The sequence below is a fragment of the Streptomyces sp. NPDC001544 genome (assembly GCF_042894285.1).
Lineage (GTDB): Bacteria > Actinomycetota > Actinomycetes > Streptomycetales > Streptomycetaceae > Streptomyces.
Map to the genome: position 1 here is coordinate 87,419 of NZ_JBIAVN010000013.1, position 20,410 is coordinate 107,828.

Sequence of the window (20,410 nt, forward strand, 5' to 3'; positions counted from 1 at the left end):
GCGACATGGTTTCCTCCTCGGGGCCGCTCCCGGAGGGCGGTCTGCACGTTCGATGCTGGAAAGCCAAGGGCCGCGACTCCTGGGCGTCGTCACCGACAGGCGGGCACTTGCCGTCTTCGCGCATCTCCCGAACGGGCTACCCCGGTGTCCTCTCTCGGGGGACGCAACCCACGCCTCAGAACGCTAGGCTCACAGTGCAAGACCGTCCGGCCCGCAACGCCGTGCGACGCTCGACACCGAACAGGTCGTAGCGAACGGGCGGGCAGCGGACCACGGCTCGGTCCCCATGTCGCTCAGCGCCGGACCTACGGGATCGTGGATGACCATGACGGAAGACCAAGCAGCACGTGAACCAGCGGGTTCGGCATCCCCCGTGCCGACGGCGCGTGCGCAGGGCCGGGTGAACCCGGTCGCCGCCGCAGCCGCTCGGCTCCGCGTGCTGACGCGCTGGTGGGGATCACGTCCTGCCGCTACCAGGGACCGTGGGTTCGCGCTTGTCTTCACGGTGCTGTCGTTCGTGGCGCCGCTGTCGCGGATCGGCGCGCAGTTCGGCACTCTTCCCACTCATGGCGCCTCCGTCGCGAGTGTGCTGCTGACTCTGGGGCAGACCCTGCCGCTTGCGGTGCGCACCCGGTGGCCGGCCGCCTGCCTCGCGGTGACGGGGGCCTCGTTCGCGGTGTACGAGTGCCTGGGCCTGCCGCCGACCTTCGGTAGCCTGGGGCTGTACATCGCGCTGTACTCCGTGGGTGCCCACCAGGACCGCTTCCGGCGGGTCGTACCGCTGGCGGCGACGGGCGGTTACCTGGTCTTCGGCGTCGCCCTGTACGCGCTGGATTCGCCCGAGGACCTGACCGACTACCTGCTCTATTACCTGGTCCTTGTGGTGGTGTGGAGCCTGGGAGTCCTGGTCCGCGGGCGGCGGCAGCAGGAGGCCGAGCGGCGGCGCCTGTCCGCGCAGATGGCCATCGTGGCGGAACGCAGCCGCCTGGCGCGGGAGTTGCACGACGTGGTGACACACCATGTGACCGCGATGGTGGTGCAGGCGGGCGCGGCACAGTACCTGACCGAGTCGCCGGACCGCCTCCACGAGTCCCTCGACGCCATCAACGGCACCGGGCGTCGCGCGCTGGCCGAGCTCCGGTTCCTGCTCGGTGTGCTGGAGGCGACCGGTGATTCGGCGCCCCGGGAGCGGACGCCGCTGCCGGGCCGGGTGCCTGATCTGGTGGAGCAGACACGAGCGGGCGGCCAGCCGGTCGAGCTGGTCGAGGACGGAGAGCAGTCGGCCATGGCCGTAGGTGCCCAGCTCACGGCGTATCGCGTCGTGCAGGAATCCCTGACGAACGCCGTGAAGTATGCCGCGGGCCGGCGGACGCTGGTACGGCTTGCGCACACCCCCGGCTGGACGGACGTGGAGGTCACCACCGCCGGGACGGCCGACGGCGCTCTCGTGTCCGCCGCCCTGCCGGGTGGCGGCCCGTACGTCTCGGGTGGCCGGGGCCTGACCGGGCTGCGGGAACGGGTGGAGATGCTGGGAGGCGAGTTCGCGGCAGGGCCCCGCCCGCAGGGCGGTTTCCGCGTGCACGCACGGATCCCCTCGGGAGGTGCCGCGTGAGTGTTCCGCCTGCTGCGATCAGGGTGCTGGTCTGCGAGGACCAGGCCCTCGTGCGTGCCGGCTTCGTCACGATCCTCTCCGCCCAGCCCGACATCGAGGTCGTGGGGGAGGCCATGGACGGCCGAGCGGCGATCCGGAGCACGCAGGAGCTGAAGCCGGACGTCGTCGTCATGGACATCCGCATGCCCCTGCTCGACGGAATCGAGGCCACCCGCCGCCTGGCAGGCCCCGACTCCCTCACTCCTGCCAGGATCCTCGTCGTCACGACCTTCAACGTGGACGAGTACGTGTACGAGGCTCTCCGCGCCGGTGCCAGCGGCTTCCTGCTGAAGGATGCACCACCGCCCGAACTGATCAACGCGGTACGCGTCGTCGCCCGCGGCGAGTCCCTCCTGGCCCCCGCTGTGACCCGCACCCTGATCGGCCGCTTCGCCGAACGCGTACGCCCCTCTGCCGCCCCCGCGTCCCCCGAGCGCGAGCGCATCAAGGTCCTCACCCCCCGTGAGCACGAGGTCCTTCTCCTCATCAGCGAGGGCCTGTCGAACGCCGAAATCGCCACCGAGCTGGTCATCAGCCACGAGACCGTGAAGACCTACGTCTCCCGCATCCTGACCAAACTGGACCTCCGTGACCGCGTCCAGGCGGTGGTCCTGGCGTATCGGGCGGGGTTGACGGGGGACGGCGACCGCGCCTGACGGCCCTGTGATGCCGGCCGGGTCAGGCGAGCGCGCCACGGCCGCGATCGCCTCCTGGCCGGACGTCCGGACGCCTCGCTCCGGGTGACGGACGCCCTCGCCCCGGGTGATCCGTGCGGGGCGGCGCACCGGCGGCAACGGCTCGGTCCGCTCCCACAACTTGCCCGCCCCCGATCCACTGGGGCCGCTCACCCCTTCTCAGGTTCGGCCCGGCATCCCCCGAGCGAGCTACCTGATGTGTCCTCTCCGCGGTGACGCGCGCGACCGGTGACCTCTTGTTGACTCGAACCGTCAACACGACGGCCTGAACAGGCAGGCCGACCAGCCGAGTAGCCAAGGACAACGCCATGACCAATACGCGCAGTTCCGCGAAGTACGGTCTCCCCGGAGGCCGCCGACTCGCCGCGGCCCTGCTGGTCTCCACGGTGGCAGGGACCGCACTGGTTGCGTGCGGCGCCGATGCCCAGGGCTCGCAACCGGCCCAGGTCGCCGCCAAGAGCGCCGGCCAGACCGCGGGGGACGCCAGGATCACCTGGGGCAAGTGCCCGGCCTTGGCCGAGGGACAAACCCGTAGCCCCCACCTGGCCTGCGGGACGTTGGAAGTTCCCCTGAACTACCAGCACCCGGGCGGCACGAAGATCGACGTGGCGGTCTCCCGGCTGTCCACCGCCATACCCGGGAAGCGACGTGGCGTCCTGGTGCTGAACCCCGGCGGGCCGGCTCTGGGCGGTCTCGACATGCCCGAAACCATGGCGTCCACCCTGCCGAAGTCCGTGCTGGACCGCTACGACCTGGTCGGCTTCGACCCGCGCGGCGTCGAACACAGCACCCCGCAGAGTTGTGGTCTGAAGGACCCCAGCGTGACCGGGCTCTTTCCCTATCCCGCCGTGGACGGCTCGATCACCAAGAACGTGGCCCTCGCCAAAGCCGACGCCAAGCAGTGCGCCGACACCGTGGGCAAGAACCTGCGGTACTACAACACCGCCAACACCGCCCGCGACATAAACCGTATCCGTCAGGCGCTCGGTGAGAAGAAGGTCTCCTACTGGGGCCAGTCCTACGGCACCTACCTCGGCGCCGTCTACCGGTCCCTCTTCCAGAACCACACCGATCGCATGATCCTGGAAGGCAACGTAGACCCCACCAAGGTATGGGCCAACCAGGTCGCGGGCACCTGGGGCAAGGGCATGGCCGACCGGTTCCCCGACGCCGCCCGCGTCGCCGCGGCGCAGAACAGCACCCTGAAGCTGGGCACGAACGTCGCGCAGGTGACCCACACCTATCTCACCCTCGCCGACCGGCTCGACCGCACGCCCGCGGCGATTCCCGGCGCATCGGTGTCGATGGACGGGCCGCTGCTGCGGAACATGACCTACGCCCTGCTTCTGCACAACAACACCCTTCCGGTGCTCGTCCGGTTCTGGAGGGCGGCCGACGACCTGTCCCACGGCAGCACCACGGCCGCCGACGCCGCGCTCCTCAAGGAGGTGTTCGCCGACTCGCCGTCGTCCCCGGGCGTCCCCGCGGACAACCAGGCCACCGTGTTCATGGCTCTCACCTGCGGCGACGCCGAATGGCCGCACAGCGTCGACGGCTACGCCACCCGCACCGCCGCCGATCGGAAGAAGTGGCCGCTGACCGCCGGCATGCCCGCCAACATCTGGGCATGCGCCTTCTGGAACAAGCCGGCTGAGTCGACTGTCAAGGTCGTGTCCGGCGGCCCGCGCAACACCCTGATCCTGCAGAACCGCCGGGACAACGCCACCCCGTGGGAAGGCGGCGTCGGGCTGCACAAGGCCCTCGGTAACGGTTCCGTCTTCGTCGGCGTCGACAACGGCGGGCACTACACCTACAACGAAGGCTCCACCTGCGCCGACAAGGCCACCGTCGACTTCCTGGCCACCGGCCACCTGCCGGACAAGGATCTCTACTGCACCGACGCCACCCAGAAGTAACCGGCCGGAACCCGGTGTTCCCGTCCTCCGGACAGTACGTGCCCTCCACTCACGCGGTATCCACGGATCGGGTCATCGCCCGTCCTGTCGAACTCGCCGGAAGGACCCCGGGCACAACCGGTGTTGGACCACGCCATGTCCTCGACGTCGGACGTCAGGATCGTGACTCGGCCCGGCTGGGCGAGGGCGGTGGCCGAGGTGATCACCGGAAGGTCGGCGTCGAGGGCGGCGATGAGCCACTCGTAGACCCTCGCGGTCGCGCTGTACGGCTTTGGCCAGGCCCTCGCTGTCCAGGACGAGGGGGCCGCTTGCGGCCTTCTCCAGGTGTGCGGACACGCCCCGCTTGCCGACCCGCTCGCGGATCGCTTGCAGGGCGCCGGCTGTCAGAGAGACGGAGATGCCGCTGCTGGGACCGTCGGTCGCGCGTAGCCCCCGTAGCGCCCACGATGCGCATCGATCGTGAGTCCGATTTGCCCATTGCGCGCTGCTGTCCTGCGGTTTTCTTCAATCTGTTTTCCGTCGACATGTGTGCGACGACGCATCACGTCGAGGGCGCGGCGACCAGAAGCCTTCGGCGGCGGCCAAAAATCCCAGAAAAGTCCCATAGGCGCCGTCACATCCCCTCCTGTCTCGCGTTCGTGCAGGTCAGGAGGGGTGTGGCGGCGCTGTTTCCGAAGACCTTCAGATGTCCCGGAAGATCTCGATCTGCGCCCCGATCGAGTTCAGCCGCTCGGCGAGGTCCTCGTACCCCCGGTTGATGACGTACACGTTGCGCAGCACCGACGTGCCCTCGGCCGCCATCATCGCCAGCAGGACGACCACGGCGGGCCGCAGGGCGGGTGGGCACATCATCTCGGCGGCGCGCCAGCGGGTCGGGCCCTCGACGAGGACACGGTGCGGGTCGAGCAACTGGAGCCGTCCGCCGAGGCGGTTGAGGTCGGTCAGGTAGATCGCGCGGTTGTCGTAGACCCAGTCGTGGATCAGCGTCTTGCCCTGGGCGGACGCCGCGATCGCCGCGAAGAACGGGACGTTGTCGATGTTCAGGCCGGGGAACGGCATGGGGTGGATCTTGTCGATCGGCGCCTCCAGCTTGGAGGGCCGGACGGTGAGGTCCACCAGCCGGGTGCGGCCGTTGTCGGCGACGTACTCCGGGCTGCGGTCGTGGTCGAGGCCCATCTCCTCCAGGACGGCCAGCTCGATCTCCAGGAACTCGATCGGCACCCGGCGCACCGTCAGTTCCGACTCGGTGACCACGGCGGCGGCCACCAGGCTCATCGCCTCGACCGGGTCCTCCGAGGGGGAGTAGTCCACGTCGACGTCGATGTCCGGCACGCCGTGCACGGTGAGCGTGGTGGTGCCGATGCCCTCGACCTTGACGCCCAGGGCCTCCAGGAAGAAGCAGAGGTCCTGGACCATGTAGTTGGAGGAGGCGTTGCGGATGACCGTGACGCCGTCGTGCCGGGCTGCGGCCAGCAGCGCGTTCTCGGTGACGGTGTCGCCGCGCTCGGTCAGTACGATCGGCCGGTCCGGCCGCACCGAGCGGTCGACCTGTGCGTGGTACTGGCCCTCGGTCGCCGCGATGTCCAGCCCGAACCGGCGCAGCGCGATCATGTGCGGCTCGATCGTCCGCGTGCCCAGGTCGCAGCCGCCGGCGTACGGCAGCTTGAAGTGGTCCATGCGGTGCAGCAGGGGGCCGAAGAACATGATGATGGAGCGTGTGCGGACCGCCGCCTCGGCGTCGATCGCCGCGATGTCCAGCTCGGCGGGCGGGACCAGTTCGAGGTCGACGCCGTCGTTGATCCAGCGGCTGCGCACACCGATGGAGTTGAGTACCTCCAGAAGGCGGTACACCTCCTCGATGCGTGCCACCCTGCGCAGCACCGTGCGCCCCTTGTTGAGCAGCGAGGCGCACAGCAGTGCCACGCAGGCGTTCTTGCTGGTCTTGACGTCGATGGCGCCCGAGAGCCGGCGCCCGCCGACCACGCGCAGATGCATCGGGCCCGCGTAGCCCAGCGACACGATCTCGCTGTCCAGGGCTTCACCGATTCGGGCGATCATCTCAAGGCTGATGTTCTGGTTGCCGCGCTCGATGCGATTGACGGCGCTCTGGCTGGTGCCGAGCGCCTCCGCGAGCTGTGCCTGCGTCCAGCCTCGGTGGTGTCGCGCGTCACGGATGAGCTTGCCGATGCGTACGAGGTAGTCGTCTGCCATGGGGTTGAGGTTATCTCAGATATGAGATGGCGCCTCCTGGGGGGTCCGTCCGGGTGACGTCCCGTCAATCACCCCTGGTCGAGCGGGTGTGACGCCACCCGAAAGGTCCCGGCAAATCCATGGATGTCGTATTACGTCCGGTACTGCTGTGGGTGTGGCGCGGGCCGTTCTTGCCGCCGGTCGTGATGGACCAGGAGTGCCGGTTGATGTTCAGTCGCACACCGGGCAGGATCCGGAAACTCTTGCGGAACGTGAGCGGCATGTCTGCCTCCTCGGTGGTCGCCGGTCTGATTGCCGCTCAACCCGGATACCCCGTCCCGGCGCACCGATGGGTGAAGAGTCCGGATCCGCGCGCAGGTGTCGTCTCTGGCAGGTGAATCCTGGTCGCCGTGCTGGACGGCCCTCCGTCACATGGGGAGCGAGAGCAGCCGGACCGGCCCTGAGGGCCAGCGGGCGCCGTCGCGCAGGGGCGTCACCATGGTTCGGAGCGGCATGGTCACCAGGCGGTCTCCGGGTTGTTCGACGCGTACGTCCTCGTCGAGCGAGTGCCACCCGAGGTGCTGGTAGAGCGGCGCGAGGGGAGGCCGGCAGAAGAGGAGCGCGTGCAGAGGGCCCATCGTGCGGGCGTGTTCCACGGCGGCCGTGACGACGAGCCGGGCAAGGCCCCGCCCCTGCATGCCGGGTGCGACGGCCACCCCGCCGACCCCCACCACCTCCGTCCCGGTGTCGCCGATCGCGACAGGCAGTCGCAGCAGGCCGGCGTGTGCCACAAGACGGCCTTCGTGTGTGATGCCGAAGTGTTCCTCTTTCGGCAGCCAGGTCAGACCGGCCGAGGCGACGCCGAAGGGGTCCTCGCTCTTGCCGAGGATCTCCTCCTGATCCGCCTTCGTGTACCGGGGGAGTCATGTCACGGTCGGTGCCGCCGGGAATCGGTTCTCAGGCATTCCGACATGATGATCTCCCCGCCGAGCACTGACCAAGTGATTCTCCGCCGGTATCGGGCCGTGGGCGGGCGGCAGGCAATGGGCAACGGGGCCGGGCATGACCGTCCCGCGCCCCATGTACTAGAGTTATCTCGACATCGAGATATCTGCCGAGGGTGCACCGCAGCCGCCAGCTCGGTAAGGGTTGCCTAACTTAGCCTTACCTTAGCGGATCGGCCCAGATGCCGAGGCGGCAGGATCGTGGTGGTACGCGCACATCAATGAAGGAGACTGTCGTGTCGGCGAACAGCTTCGACGCCCGCAGCACGCTGCAGGTGGGCGACGAGTCGTACGAGATCTTCCGGCTGGACAAGGTGGAGGGCTCGGCCCGACTGCCGTACAGCCTCAAGGTCCTGCTGGAGAACCTGCTCCGCACGGAGGACGGCGCGAACATCACCGCCGACCACATCCGCGCCCTCGGCAGCTGGGACTCCCAGGCGCAGCCCAGCCAGGAGATCCAGTTCACGCCGGCCCGCGTGATCATGCAGGACTTCACCGGCGTGCCCTGTGTCGTGGACCTCGCCACCATGCGTGAGGCCGTGAAGGAGCTCGGCGGCGACCCGGCGAAGATCAACCCGCTGGCCCCGGCCGAGCTGGTCATCGACCACTCCGTGATCGCCGACAAGTTCGGCACCAACGACGCCTTCAAGGCCAACGTCGAGCTCGAGTACGGCCGCAACAAGGAGCGCTACCAGTTCCTGCGCTGGGGTCAGACCGCCTTCGACGAGTTCAAGGTCGTCCCGCCCGGCACCGGCATCGTCCACCAGGTGAACATCGAGCACCTGGCCCGCACGGTCATGGTCCGGGGCGGCCAGGCGTACCCCGACACCCTCGTCGGCACCGACTCGCACACCACCATGGTCAACGGCCTCGGCGTCCTCGGCTGGGGCGTCGGCGGCATCGAGGCCGAGGCCGCGATGCTCGGCCAGCCGGTCTCCATGCTCATCCCGCGCGTCGTCGGCTTCAAGCTCACCGGCGAGCTGCCCGCCGGCACCACCGCCACCGACCTCGTGCTCACCATCACCGAGATGCTTCGCAAGCACGGTGTGGTCGGCAAGTTCGTCGAGTTCTACGGTGAGGGCGTCGCCGCCACCTCCCTCGCCAACCGCGCCACCATCGGCAACATGTCGCCGGAGTTCGGCTCCACCGCCGCGATCTTCCCCGTAGACGACGAGACCCTGAACTACCTGCGTCTGACCGGCCGTTCCGACCAGCAGGTCGCCCTCGTCGAGGCCTACGCCAAGGAGCAGGGCCTCTGGCTGGACCCGAAGGCCGAGCCCGACTTCTCCGAGAAGCTGGAGCTCGACCTGTCGACGGTCGTCCCCTCGATCGCCGGCCCGAAGCGCCCGCAGGACCGCATCGTCCTCGCCGAGGCCGCCCAGCAGTTCGCCAAGGACGTCCTCAACTACGTCGAGGCCCCCGTCGCGCAGACCCCGGCCGCCGCCGCCTCCCCGGTCGACGAGGCGAGCGCCGAGTCCTTCCCGGCCTCCGACGCCCCGGCCTACGGCAGCCAGGAGAACGGCGCGGGCGCCCCGCAGCACGGCCAGGGCACCGGCGCCGTACCGTCCAACCCGGTCCAGGTGACCGCCCCCGACGGCACCACCTACGAGCTGGACCACGGCGCGGTGACGGTCGCCGCCATCACCTCCTGCACCAACACCTCCAACCCGTACGTCATGGTCGCCGCCGCCCTGGTGGCCAAGAAGGCGGTCGAGAAGGGCCTGACCCGCAAGCCGTGGGTCAAGACCACCCTCGCCCCGGGTTCGAAGGTCGTCACCGACTACTTCGACAAGGCGGGCCTGACCCCGTACCTCGACAAGGTCGGCTTCAACCTGGTCGGTTACGGCTGCACCACCTGCATCGGCAACTCCGGCCCGCTGCCGGAGGAGGTCTCCAAGGCCGTCAACGACAACGACCTCGCCGTCACCTCGGTCCTCTCCGGCAACCGCAACTTCGAGGGCCGTATCAACCCCGACGTCAAGATGAACTACCTGGCCTCCCCGCCGCTGGTCGTCGCGTACGCCCTCGCGGGCTCCATGAAGGTGGACATCACGCGGGACGCCCTCGGTACCGACCAGGACGGCAACCCGGTCTTCCTGAAGGACATCTGGCCCTCCGAGTCCGAGGTGAACGACGTCGTCGCCAACGCCATCGGCGAGGACATGTTCAACAAGTCCTACCAGGACGTCTTCGCGGGCGACGCCCAGTGGCAGGCGCTGCCGATCCCGACCGGCAACACCTTCGAGTGGGACGCCGAGTCGACGTACGTCCGCAAGCCCCCGTACTTCGAGGGCATGGAGATGGAGCCGGCCCCGGTCTCCGACATCTCCGGCGCGCGCGTCCTCGCCAAGCTGGGCGACTCGGTGACGACCGACCACATCTCGCCCGCCGGCGCCATCAAGGCCGACACCCCGGCCGGCAAGTACCTCACCGAGCACGGTGTCGAGCGCCGCGACTTCAACAGCTACGGCTCCCGCCGCGGCAACCACGAGGTCATGATCCGCGGTACGTTCGCCAACATCCGCCTGCGCAACCAGATCGCGCCGGGCACCGAGGGCGGCTACACCCGCGACTTCACGCAGGACGGCGGCCCGGTCTCCTTCATCTACGACGCCTCGCGCAACTACATCGAGCAGGGCATCCCGCTGGTCGTCCTGGCCGGCAAGGAGTACGGCTCCGGTTCGTCCCGCGACTGGGCGGCCAAGGGCACCGCGCTGCTCGGCGTCAAGGCCGTCATCGCCGAGTCGTACGAGCGCATCCACCGCTCGAACCTCATCGGCATGGGCGTCCTGCCGCTGCAGTTCCCGGAGGGCCAGAACGCCGAGTCCCTCGGTCTGACCGGCGAGGAGACCTTCTCCTTCGCAGGCGTCGAGGAACTCAACAACGGCACCACCCCCCGCACGGTGAAGGTCACCACCGACACGGGCGTCGAGTTCGACGCGGTCGTCCGCATCGACACCCCCGGTGAGGCCGACTACTACCGCAACGGCGGCATCATGCAGTACGTGCTGCGCAGCCTGATCCGCAAGTAGTCCGCGAGCAGTCCGCAAGCAAGCGGTACGGCAGGGCAGTCGAGGGCCGCATCCCCGGTGACGGGGGTGCGGCCCTCCGCCGTTGCCGGGTCCGTCCCGGAGCCGCGGCCGACCCGCGGCGGAACCCGCGCCAGGTCATCACCGACACTCAGGCTGAACACAGCGTTCCCCCAGGACACCGGCACAGAATCGATACATGTCTGGCATCCTCGCGTCCCGAAGCGGTCTCACCGAGTCTCCGGCCGAGGTGTGGCGCCGGGCGGGGGAGGAGGGGAGATGACCGCCGAACCCCGCATCCGGCCGAGCGGCCGCTCACTGCGCGCCCGCATGCTGCTCCTTGTCACCACCGCCCTGGTCGCGGTGTGCGCCGCGATGGCCCTCACCACCGTGTTCGTCCAGCGCGCCGCTCTCATGGGCAACCTGGACGACCGGGTGACCGACGCCGCCGAACACAGCGTGGGCGGCGCCGCGCTCCACCCGGAGCGCACCGCCGATCTGGCCTTCCTCGACGAGAACGGCCACCCGGCCGGCATGCTCGCCGCCCGGCCCGACGCCGGCGGCGCCATCCTCTCGGCCGCGGTCGTCCGCCAGGACGCGACGCCGCGCCCCCTCGACTCCGCCCAGCGCGCCGCCCTCCGCGGCGTCCCGGCCGACGGCTCGACGCACACCCGCACCGTCCCCGGGCTCGGCGCGTACCGGGTCACCTCCCTGGACGCGGACGGGATCCGGGTCCTCACCGGTCTGCCCATGGACGACGTACGGGACACCATCGGCGGCCTGGTCGAGGTCGAGGCCGTGGTCGCCGGCGCGGGACTCGTGGTCGCCGGCTGCGTCTGCGCGGTGGTCATCCGCCGCCAGTTGCGCCCGCTCGGCCGGGTCGCCGCCACGGCCGTGGCGGTCTCCCGCACACCGCTCGGCCACGGTGAGGCGACCGGGCTGACCCGGGTGCCCGAGCGGGACACCGACCCCGGCACCGAGGCCGGCCAGGTCGGCGCCGCCCTCAACCGCATGATCGACCACGTCGAGGCCTCCCTCGCCGAACGCCGGCGTGGCGAGGAACGTATGCGGCGCTTCCTGGCCGACGCCAGCCACGAACTGCGCACACCGCTCGCGTCCATCGCCGGATACGCCGAGCTGATGAACCGCGGACCCGACCGGATCGAGCCGGTCCTCGCCTGGAGCCGTGTCTCGGCCGAGTCGGCACGGATGACGGGCCTCGTGGAGGACCTCCTCCTGCTCGCCCGCCTGGACGAGGGACGCCCCCTGCACTCCGCCGAGGTGGACCTCGCCGTACTGGTCGCCGAGGCGGTCTGGGACGCGCGGGCCGCGGGCGGCGACCACGTCCGGCAGCTCGACCTGCGGCTGGACATCCCCGACGCCCCCGCCTTGGTCGTCGGCGACGCGGCCCGCCTGCGCCAGGTGGTCGCCAACCTGCTCGCCAACGCGCGCGTGCACACACCGGCGGGTACGACGGTGGTGGCCGGCGTCGAGTCCACGGACACCCACCGCGTCATCCGCGTCCACGACGACGGCCCCGGCATCCCGCCCGACCTCCTTCCCACGGTCTTCGAACGCTTCACCCGCGCGGACACCGCCCGCACCCGCTCCTCGGCCACCGGCAGCGGATCCGGACTGGGCCTGGCCGTGGCGGCGGCCATCACCACGGCCCACGGCGGCCGCATCCACGCCACCAGCGTCCCCGGCCGCACGGAGTTCACCGTCGTGCTCCCGGCAGCGGTTCAAGGCGCGGAGCGCCGGCCCGGGAGCGAGACGGCCGGGGAATGCGCAGAGGTGCGGGTGCCGGTGCGGGACTAGCCTGGGAAGTACTCGGGCGGCCCGCACACGCCAAGGACCCGCGCAAGGCCGGCGCCCGCATCAGTCCTCTCGTTCCGCCGACCGGGCGCCGCTCCGCATCGCTGACGGGCGCCCGCACCAGGCAGGAGAACGAAGATGGCTTGGAATGTGAACGGTACGTATGTGGAGAGCTGCAACTGCGACACCGTGTGCCCCTGCACCACCTCGGGCCTCACCGCACCCGCCGACAACGAGCGCTGCCAGGTGACCCTCGCGTTCCATGTCGCAAGCGGAGAGGTCGACGGCGTGGACGTCTCGGACCGCAGCGTCGTCGTCTTCGCCGACACCCCGCAGGTGATGGCCGACGGCGGCTGGCAGGTGGCGCTGTACGTCGACGCCTCGGCCGACGACAGCCAGGCGGACGCCCTGGGCAAGGTGTTCTCCGGGCAGGTCGGCGGACCGATGGCGGCGCTCGTGCCCCTCATCGGCGAGGTCCTCGGCGTCGAGCGCGTCCCCATCGACTTCGGCGACGACGGGCGCCGCCACACCGTGCGGGTGGGGGACGCCCTCGACATCGAGATCGAGGACCAGGTGGCCCCGCAGTTCGGCGAGGACGGCCCGGTCATGGGGCTGACCGGTATGTTCCACCCGGCCAACAGCACCCTGACCGTCGCCCGGTCGACGCGGGCCCTCGGCAAGGACGTACACGGCCGCTCATGGGACTTCACCGGCCGCAACGCGCACTCGGCGCCCTTCTCGTGGTCGGCGTGACCAGAACGACGGTCACCGTCCGCCACCGGACGCGCCACACCGGGCTGGTGCTGCTCACGGCGGCCGCCGCCTGGGCATGGGTGGTGCTGCGCCGGGGCGACATGGGATCCGGGACCATGACGGGGGACCTGCTCGCCTCCATGGTCACCTGGACGATCATGATGACCGCGATGATGCTGCCCGCCACGGCACCGGTCGCCTCCCTGTACGCCCGGACGGGCCCCGTGCACGAGGGCCCGCGCATGATCGCGTTCACCGCCGGCTACGTCCTGGTCTGGGCGGCCGCCGGACTGCCGGCGTACGCCCTGGCCGTCGGCGCCGATCAGGTCACCACCGCACACCCCACGGCAGGGACGGCGGCTGCCGCCGCCGTCTTCGCCGTCAACGGTGTCTACCAGCTCACCCCGTTCAAGGACTTCTGCCTCACCAAGTGCCGCTCACCGCTCGGCCTGCTGCTCCGCTACGCGTCGTACCACGGCCCGTCGCGTCACGTACGCGCCGGCGCCCACCATGGCGCGTTCTGCCTCGGCTGCTGCTGGTCCCTGATGCTGCTGCTCACCGCGTTCGGTGTGATGAACCTCTGGGCCATGGCGGGCCTGGCCACCGTCGTCGCCGCCGAGAAACGCCTGCCGCGGGGCCCGCTTCTCGCCCGCGTCGTCGGCCTGACCTCGCTGGCCCTCGCGATCGCCGTCTTCTGGGCGCCCTTCCTGGCCCCCAACCTCACGGGCGGCGGCATGACCGGGATGCGGGGCCTCCCCCTCTGTGACGGGTCCGGGGTACACGGGGGCTGCGACCTCACGGTCGTGCTTGCCTCGGCAAGGTGAGGATCTCGGCACCGTCGTCGGTGATGGCGATCGTGTGCTCGGTGTGTGCCGTCCGGCAGCCCGTCGCGCTGCGGAGCGTCCATCCGTCGGCATCGGTGACGAGTGTGGCGGTGTCCGCCATGACCCACGGCTCCAGGGCCAGCAGCAGCCCTGGGCGCAGTTTGTATCCCCGGCCGGGCCGTCCGGTGTTCGCGACGTGCGGGTCCTGGTGCATCGTCGATCCGATGCCATGACCTCCGAAATCGGTGTTGATCGGGTACCCCGCCTCGCTGAGGACCGTACCGATGGCATGGGAGATGTCGCCGATGCGGGCCCCGGGCCCGGCGACGGCGATCCCCGCGGCCAGCGCACGCTCGGTCGCGCTGATCATCGCGACGCTCTCCGGGGGCTTCGCGTCGCCCACGATGAAGCTGATGGCGGCGTCCGCGGCGACTCCGCCCTTGGAGACGGCGAGGTCCAGCGTCAGCAGATCGCCGTCGGCGAGCTGGTAGTCGTACGGCCGCCCGTGGAGCACGGCGTCGTTGACGGCCGTGCAGATGTAGTGGCCGAACGGGCCGCGTCCGAAGGACGGCGCGTAGTCGACGTAGCAGGACTGCGCTCCCGCCTCGACGATCATGGCCTTGGTCCATCGGTCTATGTCCAGCAGGTTCGTGCCGATCGTGCTACGGCCCTTCACCGTCTGCAGGATGTCGGCGACCAGGGCGCCCGTGTCCTTCGCCCGGGCCACCCGGGTGGGGTTCAGGATCTCGATCATGCGGCGACTTTCTCATGCGTCCAATAACTATACCGGCCAACTATACCGGTACGGAATGGGGGCCCCGAGGCGGAGGCCAAGGCCTGGGAACTCGCCGCGCGGCCCGATCGGGTGATGGCCCGCTCGCGGAGAGTGTCGGCGTTGGTGCGGCCGGGAACGTGGGCCAGTCTTGCCGCGGAAGAGAGGTCCGCCAAACGTGAAGTTCCGTCAGGCGGCGGCTCCAGGACCCGGCGGCCGCCCGCACCGCACCGCCATCAGCATGCGCACGGTCGTGCGCGTGCTGGCCCAAGTGGTGACCGCAGCCGCGCTGGCCGTGGACGCCTACGTGCACGCCGACCTCGCCTCTCCGTATGACCGGGTCGGGCAGCAGATCAGCCAGGGAACGTTGTTCCGCCTCGAAGCCGCCGTGGCGTCGCTGGCCGCGCTGCTGGTCCTGCTCCTCGGCCGCCGACGGCCGGTGTGGGTGTTCACGTTCCTGGTGTCCGTCTCCGCGCTGGGCGCCGTGCTGCTCTATGGGTACGTGAACGTGGGCGCTCTCGGTCCGCTGCCGAACATGTACGAGCCGTTCTGGGGGCCGAAGAGGACCGGCAGCGCGATCGCCGAGGCCGTCGGCGCTGTGACCTCGCTCGTGGGCTTTCTGATCACCGGCCCGCCGCGCTCTGCGTCCACTCGACCGCCGCCCTGACGCGCCTTGAATCCATGTGTCATATGCGAAAAAATCGGACGTACGGCACATGGTGCGAAGGCAAGCGAGAGGAGTGCCTCATGATCGCCAAGCTGCTCGCCAAGTTGTCCTTCACTCGCAACTACGGTGCGTACGGGGCCCACGACTGGGGCACGCACACCGGCGACGACAAGGTGTGACCACACGCTCGGCGGGCGCCCCGGGCTCCCGCCGGCTCCTGGCCACGCTGCCGGCGACATCGGCCGGACGGGGCACGAGAAGTCAGGGGCGATCCCATGGGCCGAGTGAATGAGCCGCCGCGGTTGCCCGGAGGCAGCTTCGCGGCCTGGAGCCGCGACCGGCTCGCACTCGCGCGCCGTGGCGCTGACGAGTGCGGGGACGTGTGGCAGTTGGAGTCGGGTGTCTACGTAGCCGGTGCGGGCGGGGTGTGTGAAGAGGTCCTGCACCGCGCGCAGGACTTCCCCAAGCCGTCCTCGCCTCTCTTCCCGCCGTTGAAGCGGACGGGCGGAGCGCCGATGCCCGAGGAACGGGTGCACGCTCGCGCCGCCCGTATGCGCGGACTGCGCCCGCAGGCGGTTGCGGCCCGGATCGGTGAGATCGCGCCAGGGACCGCTCGATTTGCCGATCACTGGCCCACGGGCCGGGATGTCGAGATTCTGCCCATGGTCCGGCCCGCCCTGGCAGAGATCGGCGTGCGCTACCTCTTCTCCGAAGACGCTCCTGCCCTGCTGCCCTTCGCCTGGCAGCTCTTCGTGGCCCGGGAGGTGCTCGTACGTCCCACGCACTGGGTGTGGCCGCGCTGGGTCCCCACACCGGCACGGCGGTTCCGCACACGGCGGCAGGTCGCGTTCACCAACGCCGCGCGGTCCGTCGTCCGCCGGCGCCGTTCATCGGGCCGGCTCGGTGACGACGTGCTGGGACAGATGCTCCTGCCCTCCTCCCGCTACGGCCCGCTGCCGGAAGAAGCCGTCCTGGACACTCTTCCCGGAATCACCGTCGCCACCTTCGAGACACCCTCCCGGGCAGCTGGCTGGATCTTGCTCCACCTGGCCCGATACGCCCAGGCCGCGGACCGCGTCGCGTCCGAAGCCGCCCTGCTGCCCGCTGACCCGGCCACGACGACCAGCACCCACCTCGACAACCTGCGGTACACCCAGGCGCTGGTACGCGAAGTGCTCCGGCTGCACCCCCCGAGCTGGCTGCTCACCCGGCGCGCCCCGCGACAGACCCAGCTCGCCGACTACACCATCGATGCCGGATCCACCGTTCTCGTCTGCCCCTACACCGCCCACCGCGACGCACGGGAACACCCCGAACCGGACCGGTTCCGGCCCGAACGCTGGCTCGACGATTCGGGCTCGTCGGAGAAACCCGGGGTCTTCCTCGGCTTCGGTACCGGGCCGCACGGTTGCGAGGGAGCCGCTCTGGCCATGGCCATGCTCACGCTCATGACCGCGCAGACAGCCCGCCGCTACCACTTGAGCGAGCCGCCCGGCGCGGAACACGGCTACCGGGTCACCACCTTCGAAGGTCTCGCAACCGCCGGCCTGCACCTGCGTGCCACCTTGCGCGGCTGAGGGACACGCGCTCGGATCACCGGCTCATGGTTCGCTCCTCGTGTGTCGCCGGTCGAACTCGTCGACGAGCATGCCCATCATGACGAGGTCGTGGTGCCGGCCGTCGAAGAAAACGTGTTCCCGCAGGCGTCCCTCCTCCGTGAAACCGAGCCCACGAAAAAGCGCCAGCGACGCCTCGTTGTGGGCCAGAACCGCGGCCAGGCATTTGTGATAGCGCCGCTCGGCGAACATGAAGCGCAGCAGCAGCACCACGGTTTCCGCCGCGTAGCCCTTGCGCCGGTGTCCGGCGCTGATGGTGATGTCGAACTCGAACCAGCCTGAGCGAGGGCCGGTGCGATGTGAGCCGACCGTACCGACCAGCTCTCCCGTGGCCGTCGCTTCGACCGCCAACCGGAAGCGGTCGTCGTCGCACTCGGCAACGGCCTGCTCCTTCGCCCAGGCACGGTAGCTCTCGGCAGACCTCGGCAGATCCAGCCGACCCCCTTGCGGCCCGTCATCGTCGGCGAAACGCGCGAACGCCGTCCAGTCATCGGGCTCGACGGCGCGCAGGCGTACCAGATTGCCGGTCCACGACGATGCCATGCCCTATTTGATCACGCTGCTGTGCGCGCGAGGCCGACAGGCACGCCACATGTTTTCCGTCGAGACGGCAATCCAAAAGAGCGCCGCTTTCGTACCCGGAATGCAGCCGCATCAGGGATATGAAGAAGCGCTGATGTACGACCCGAGCCCCGACGACGCCCGGCGCGAGCAGGTGCTCCGCGCCGCGGCCGCCTGCCCGGTCCAGGCGATCCTCGTCGACCGGTTGGAGGCACGGAACGCGCCGGCGGAGGTGTCGACGTCATGACCGGCGCCGACAACCTGCAAGCCTTCAGGCGCGATGGCCGCATCGTGGTCGTCGGGGCGTCCCTGGCGGGCCTGCGGGCGGCGGAGGCTCTGCGCGAGGAGGGTTTCACCGGATCGCTGACCATGATCGGCGACGAGCTGGGCGAGCCCTATGACCGGCCCCCCTTGTCCAAGCAGGTACTCACCGGGTGGGTGCCGGCCGGCGGCACCACACTGCCTCGACGTCGTGACATCGAAGCCGAGTGGCTGCTGGGGGTGCCCGCGAGCGGGCTGGACCTGGCGGCCGACCATGTGCGTCTCGCCGACGGACGCGACATTCCGTTCGACCGGGTGCTGATCTCCACGGGGGTACGGGCCCGGCCGTGGTTCGTCGAGTCCGAGGCAGCCCTGGACGGCGTGTTCGTCGTGCGTACGCGCGAACATGCCGAGGGGCTGCAGCGGGCCCTGGCCGCGGGGCCGTCCCGGGTCCTGGTCATCGGTGCGGGGTTCACCGGCTCCGAGATCGCCTCCATCTGCCGGGAGCGGGACATCCCGGTGACCGTCGCCGAACTCGCGCCGGCCCCGCTGGTCGGGGCGCTCGGTGCCATGATCGGTGAGGTCGCGTCGGACCTGCAGCGTGCTCACGGTGTCGACCTGCGCTGCGGTGTGAAGGTCACCCGGCTGGAGGGCGACGCCCGGGGGCGTTTTCGCCGTGCTCACTTCGACGACGGCAGCACGGTCGACGCCGATGTGGCGGTGGTGGCCCTCGGAAGCATCCGCAACACCGAGTGGCTGCGGGCATCGGGACTGGCGGCGGACGTGTGGGGAATCACCTGTGACACGGGCTGCCGCGCCCTCGACATCAATGGCCGCGCCCTCGACCATGTCTTCGCCGCGGGAGACGTGGCACGTTGCCCGAACCCCATCTACGAGTACCGGCTCATCGCACAGGAGCACTGGGCCAACGCCGTGGAGCAGGCAGAGGTCGCGGCACACAACATGGTCAGCGCCCAGGCGGACCGCCGGCCCCACCTGTCCATCCCGCTGTTCTGGTCGATCCAGTTCGGCGTCAACATCAAGTCCGTCGGCGTGCCGACCTTCGCCGACGAGGTGGTCGTCACCCAGGGATCGCTGGACGACCACCGTTTCGTCACCGCATACGGCTACCGGGGCCGCGTCACAGCTGCCGTGAGCTTCAACAACGGCAAGTGGCTGCAGTACTACCGACGGCTGATCGAGACGGCCGCACCTTTCCCGCCTCCCTGCCCGACGCCGGACCAGCCGGCCGACACGAAACCGGTGTCCGTCGACTTCCCCGGGCCCACTCTGCTCGCCCAGGGCGCCACCGTGGTTGTCACAGGACATGACCCGGGTGCGCGCCACGCCACGGCCGTGCACCAGCATCGGCGGGAGGATGGCCGGACGACCACGACCGGGAAGCCCGGCGTGCTGCAACGGATCTTCGACTACTCCACCCGGGCCGATCCCTACCCGCTGTATGCCGAGTTGCGCAGGACGCCGGTGGCCCGGCAGGAGGACGGCAGCTACGTCGTCAGCACCTACCGCGAGATCACGGACGTGCTGAACGACCCGCACCTGAGTTCCGACCTGCGCAGTCTGTCGCGTCCGATGCCCCCACCCGAGGAAGGGGCCACGTCGTCGTTCATCCACATGGACTCGCCCGGGCACGATCGCCTGCGGCGTATGGCGATGCGTCACTTCGGCCCCCCGCACACCCCGGGACTGGTGACCGGACTCGAAGGCTTCCTGACCGCCACCGTCCGCAGCCTGGTCGACGATCTGGCGGGCAAGGAGCAGATCGACGTCGTCGACGATTTCGCCTTCCCGTTCCCCGTCACGGTGATCTGTCACCTGCTCGGCGTGCCACGCGAGGACGAGCCGAGGTTCCACCTCTGGGTGAACGACATCATGAAGTCGGTCGACTACGACCCCGAGACCGACCCGAAGGAGAGGCTGGACAAGGGCGTACAGGCCCGCAAGGACTTGCGCCGGCGCCTCGGCGAGTTGGTGGAACAGCGCCACGGCCGGGAAGGAGACGGCCTGCTGGCACGGCTGGCCAACGACGACGGACCCGACGGCCGGATGACCGACGCCGATATCGTCGCCACCGCGAGACTGCTTCTCATCGCCGGCCATGAGACCGTCGTCAACCTCATCACCAACGGCATGCTGACGCTGCTGCGCCACCCGCACATACTGCGGCGTCTGCGCCACGAACCGGGCCTGGTCGTACCGCTGGTCGAGGAACTGCTGCGCTACGAGCCCCCGGTGCACATCATTCCCTGGCGGGCGGCGTACAGCGACATCACCGTCGCCGACACCGTCATCCCCCAGGGCTCCCAGATCATGCTCATGCTGGCCTCGGGCAGCCGCGATCCGCAGCGCTTCCACGACCCCGACCGCTTCGACCCCGACCGACGCGACAACCAGCACCTCGGGTTCGGCAGCGGCATCCACCTCTGCTTCGGCGGTCCCCTGGCGCGGCGGGAAACCCAGATCGCGCTGACCGAATTGGTACGCCGACTCGACCGACCCAGGCTGGCCGCCGACCCGCCCCCGTACCGACGAAGCCCCGTCCTCCGGGGTCCCATCCATCTGGACATCGGGCAGGGCGGCGGTTGACGCGGCAGCAGCCGAACCCGGCATCTCCTGATCGCCGTCGCGGAGCAGT

16 protein-coding genes and 1 pseudogene are annotated in these 20,410 nt (G+C 69.9%); 12 read left to right on the forward strand and 5 right to left on the reverse strand.

The features are described 5' to 3' along the window. Positions 1-517: 517 nt before the first annotated feature. The 3 genes from ACFY0F_RS28230 to ACFY0F_RS28240 all read left to right on the forward strand — a co-directional run bounded on the left by ACFY0F_RS28230 (position 518) and on the right by ACFY0F_RS28240 (position 4,262). A complete protein-coding gene (locus ACFY0F_RS28230) occupies positions 518-1,612 on the forward strand; it encodes a sensor histidine kinase (protein ID WP_388800052.1) in 1,095 nt (364 codons plus the stop codon). After that, positions 1,609-2,307 (forward strand): response regulator, encoded by a 699-nt coding sequence (locus ACFY0F_RS28235; RefSeq protein WP_388800055.1) that lies wholly within the window; start codon positions 1,609-1,611, stop codon positions 2,305-2,307. The genes ACFY0F_RS28230 and ACFY0F_RS28235 overlap by 4 nt, the downstream gene beginning before the upstream one ends. 347 nt (positions 2,308-2,654) lie before the next feature. Then, complete coding sequence (locus ACFY0F_RS28240) at positions 2,655-4,262, forward strand: alpha/beta hydrolase (protein ID WP_388800058.1); 1,608 nt, start codon at positions 2,655-2,657, stop codon at positions 4,260-4,262. Between the two features lie 681 nt (positions 4,263-4,943). On the opposite strand, the gene ACFY0F_RS28245 is transcribed toward ACFY0F_RS28240, so the two are convergent. The 3 genes from ACFY0F_RS28245 to ACFY0F_RS28255 all read right to left on the reverse strand — a co-directional run bounded on the left by ACFY0F_RS28245 (position 4,944) and on the right by ACFY0F_RS28255 (position 7,342). Next, on the reverse strand, positions 4,944-6,473 hold the full coding sequence (locus tag ACFY0F_RS28245) for a helix-turn-helix domain-containing protein (RefSeq protein ID WP_388800061.1): 1,530 nt from the start codon (positions 6,471-6,473) through the stop codon (positions 4,944-4,946). Between the two features lie 64 nt (positions 6,474-6,537). Further along, positions 6,538-6,735 (reverse strand): DUF4236 domain-containing protein, encoded by a 198-nt coding sequence (locus tag ACFY0F_RS28250; protein WP_388800064.1) that lies wholly within the window; start codon positions 6,733-6,735, stop codon positions 6,538-6,540. Positions 6,736-6,880: 145 nt separating this feature from the next. Further along, complete coding sequence (locus ACFY0F_RS28255) at positions 6,881-7,342, reverse strand: GNAT family N-acetyltransferase (protein ID WP_388800387.1); 462 nt, start codon at positions 7,340-7,342, stop codon at positions 6,881-6,883. Between the two features lie 350 nt (positions 7,343-7,692). Between ACFY0F_RS28255 and ACFY0F_RS28260 the strand changes: the two genes are divergently transcribed. The 4 genes from ACFY0F_RS28260 to ACFY0F_RS28275 all read left to right on the forward strand — a co-directional run bounded on the left by ACFY0F_RS28260 (position 7,693) and on the right by ACFY0F_RS28275 (position 13,877). After that, complete coding sequence (locus tag ACFY0F_RS28260) at positions 7,693-10,488, forward strand: aconitate hydratase (protein ID WP_388800067.1); 2,796 nt, start codon at positions 7,693-7,695, stop codon at positions 10,486-10,488. A 276-nt stretch (positions 10,489-10,764) separates the two neighbouring features. Beyond that, positions 10,765-12,303: an ATP-binding protein gene (locus tag ACFY0F_RS28265; protein WP_388800070.1), complete on the forward strand. Its 1,539-nt coding sequence runs from the start codon at positions 10,765-10,767 to the stop codon at positions 12,301-12,303. Between the two features lie 135 nt (positions 12,304-12,438). Continuing rightward, positions 12,439-13,053 carry a DUF1326 domain-containing protein gene (locus tag ACFY0F_RS28270; protein ID WP_388800073.1) on the forward strand — a complete coding sequence of 205 codons (615 nt, stop codon included), beginning with the start codon at positions 12,439-12,441 and terminating at the stop codon, positions 13,051-13,053. Next, positions 13,050-13,877, forward strand: coding sequence for a DUF2182 domain-containing protein (locus ACFY0F_RS28275; protein ID WP_388800076.1), 828 nt, complete (start codon positions 13,050-13,052; stop codon positions 13,875-13,877). Before ACFY0F_RS28270 ends, ACFY0F_RS28275 begins: the two co-directional genes overlap by 4 nt. Here ACFY0F_RS28275 and map read toward each other — a convergent pair. Then, the gene (gene map / locus ACFY0F_RS28280; protein WP_388800079.1) at positions 13,849-14,631 is read right to left on the reverse strand and encodes a type I methionyl aminopeptidase; all 783 of its coding nucleotides are present in this window, start codon (positions 14,629-14,631) and stop codon (positions 13,849-13,851) included. The genes ACFY0F_RS28275 and map overlap by 29 nt on opposite strands. 196 nt (positions 14,632-14,827) lie before the next feature. Between map and ACFY0F_RS28285 the strand changes: the two genes are divergently transcribed. Next, complete coding sequence (locus tag ACFY0F_RS28285) at positions 14,828-15,316, forward strand: hypothetical protein (RefSeq protein ID WP_388800083.1); 489 nt, start codon at positions 14,828-14,830, stop codon at positions 15,314-15,316. A 275-nt stretch (positions 15,317-15,591) separates the two neighbouring features. Continuing rightward, entirely contained in the window at positions 15,592-16,893 is a 1,302-nt protein-coding gene (locus tag ACFY0F_RS28290; protein ID WP_388800086.1) for a cytochrome P450, read from the forward strand. Positions 16,894-16,917: 24 nt separating this feature from the next. Here the strand turns inward: ACFY0F_RS28290 and ACFY0F_RS28295 are convergent, their stop codons facing one another. Beyond that, positions 16,918-17,475, reverse strand: coding sequence for a GNAT family N-acetyltransferase (locus ACFY0F_RS28295; RefSeq protein WP_388800089.1), 558 nt, complete (start codon positions 17,473-17,475; stop codon positions 16,918-16,920). On the opposite strand from ACFY0F_RS28295, the gene ACFY0F_RS28300 reads away from it, so the two are divergent. The 3 genes and pseudogenes from ACFY0F_RS28300 (at position 17,474) to ACFY0F_RS28310 (ending at position 20,361) form a co-directional block, all read left to right on the forward strand. Then, on the forward strand, positions 17,474-17,740 hold the full coding sequence (locus ACFY0F_RS28300; protein WP_388800092.1) for a ferredoxin: 267 nt from the start codon (positions 17,474-17,476) through the stop codon (positions 17,738-17,740). The two genes, ACFY0F_RS28295 and ACFY0F_RS28300, sit on opposite strands and share 2 nt — an antisense overlap. Beyond that, positions 17,737-19,098, forward strand: a pseudogene (locus ACFY0F_RS28305) (NAD(P)/FAD-dependent oxidoreductase); the annotation flags it as partial. The gene ACFY0F_RS28300 and the pseudogene ACFY0F_RS28305, both read left to right, overlap by 4 nt. 141 nt (positions 19,099-19,239) lie before the next feature. Then, complete coding sequence (locus tag ACFY0F_RS28310; protein ID WP_388800390.1) at positions 19,240-20,361, forward strand: cytochrome P450; 1,122 nt, start codon at positions 19,240-19,242, stop codon at positions 20,359-20,361. Positions 20,362-20,410 lie beyond the last annotated feature (49 nt).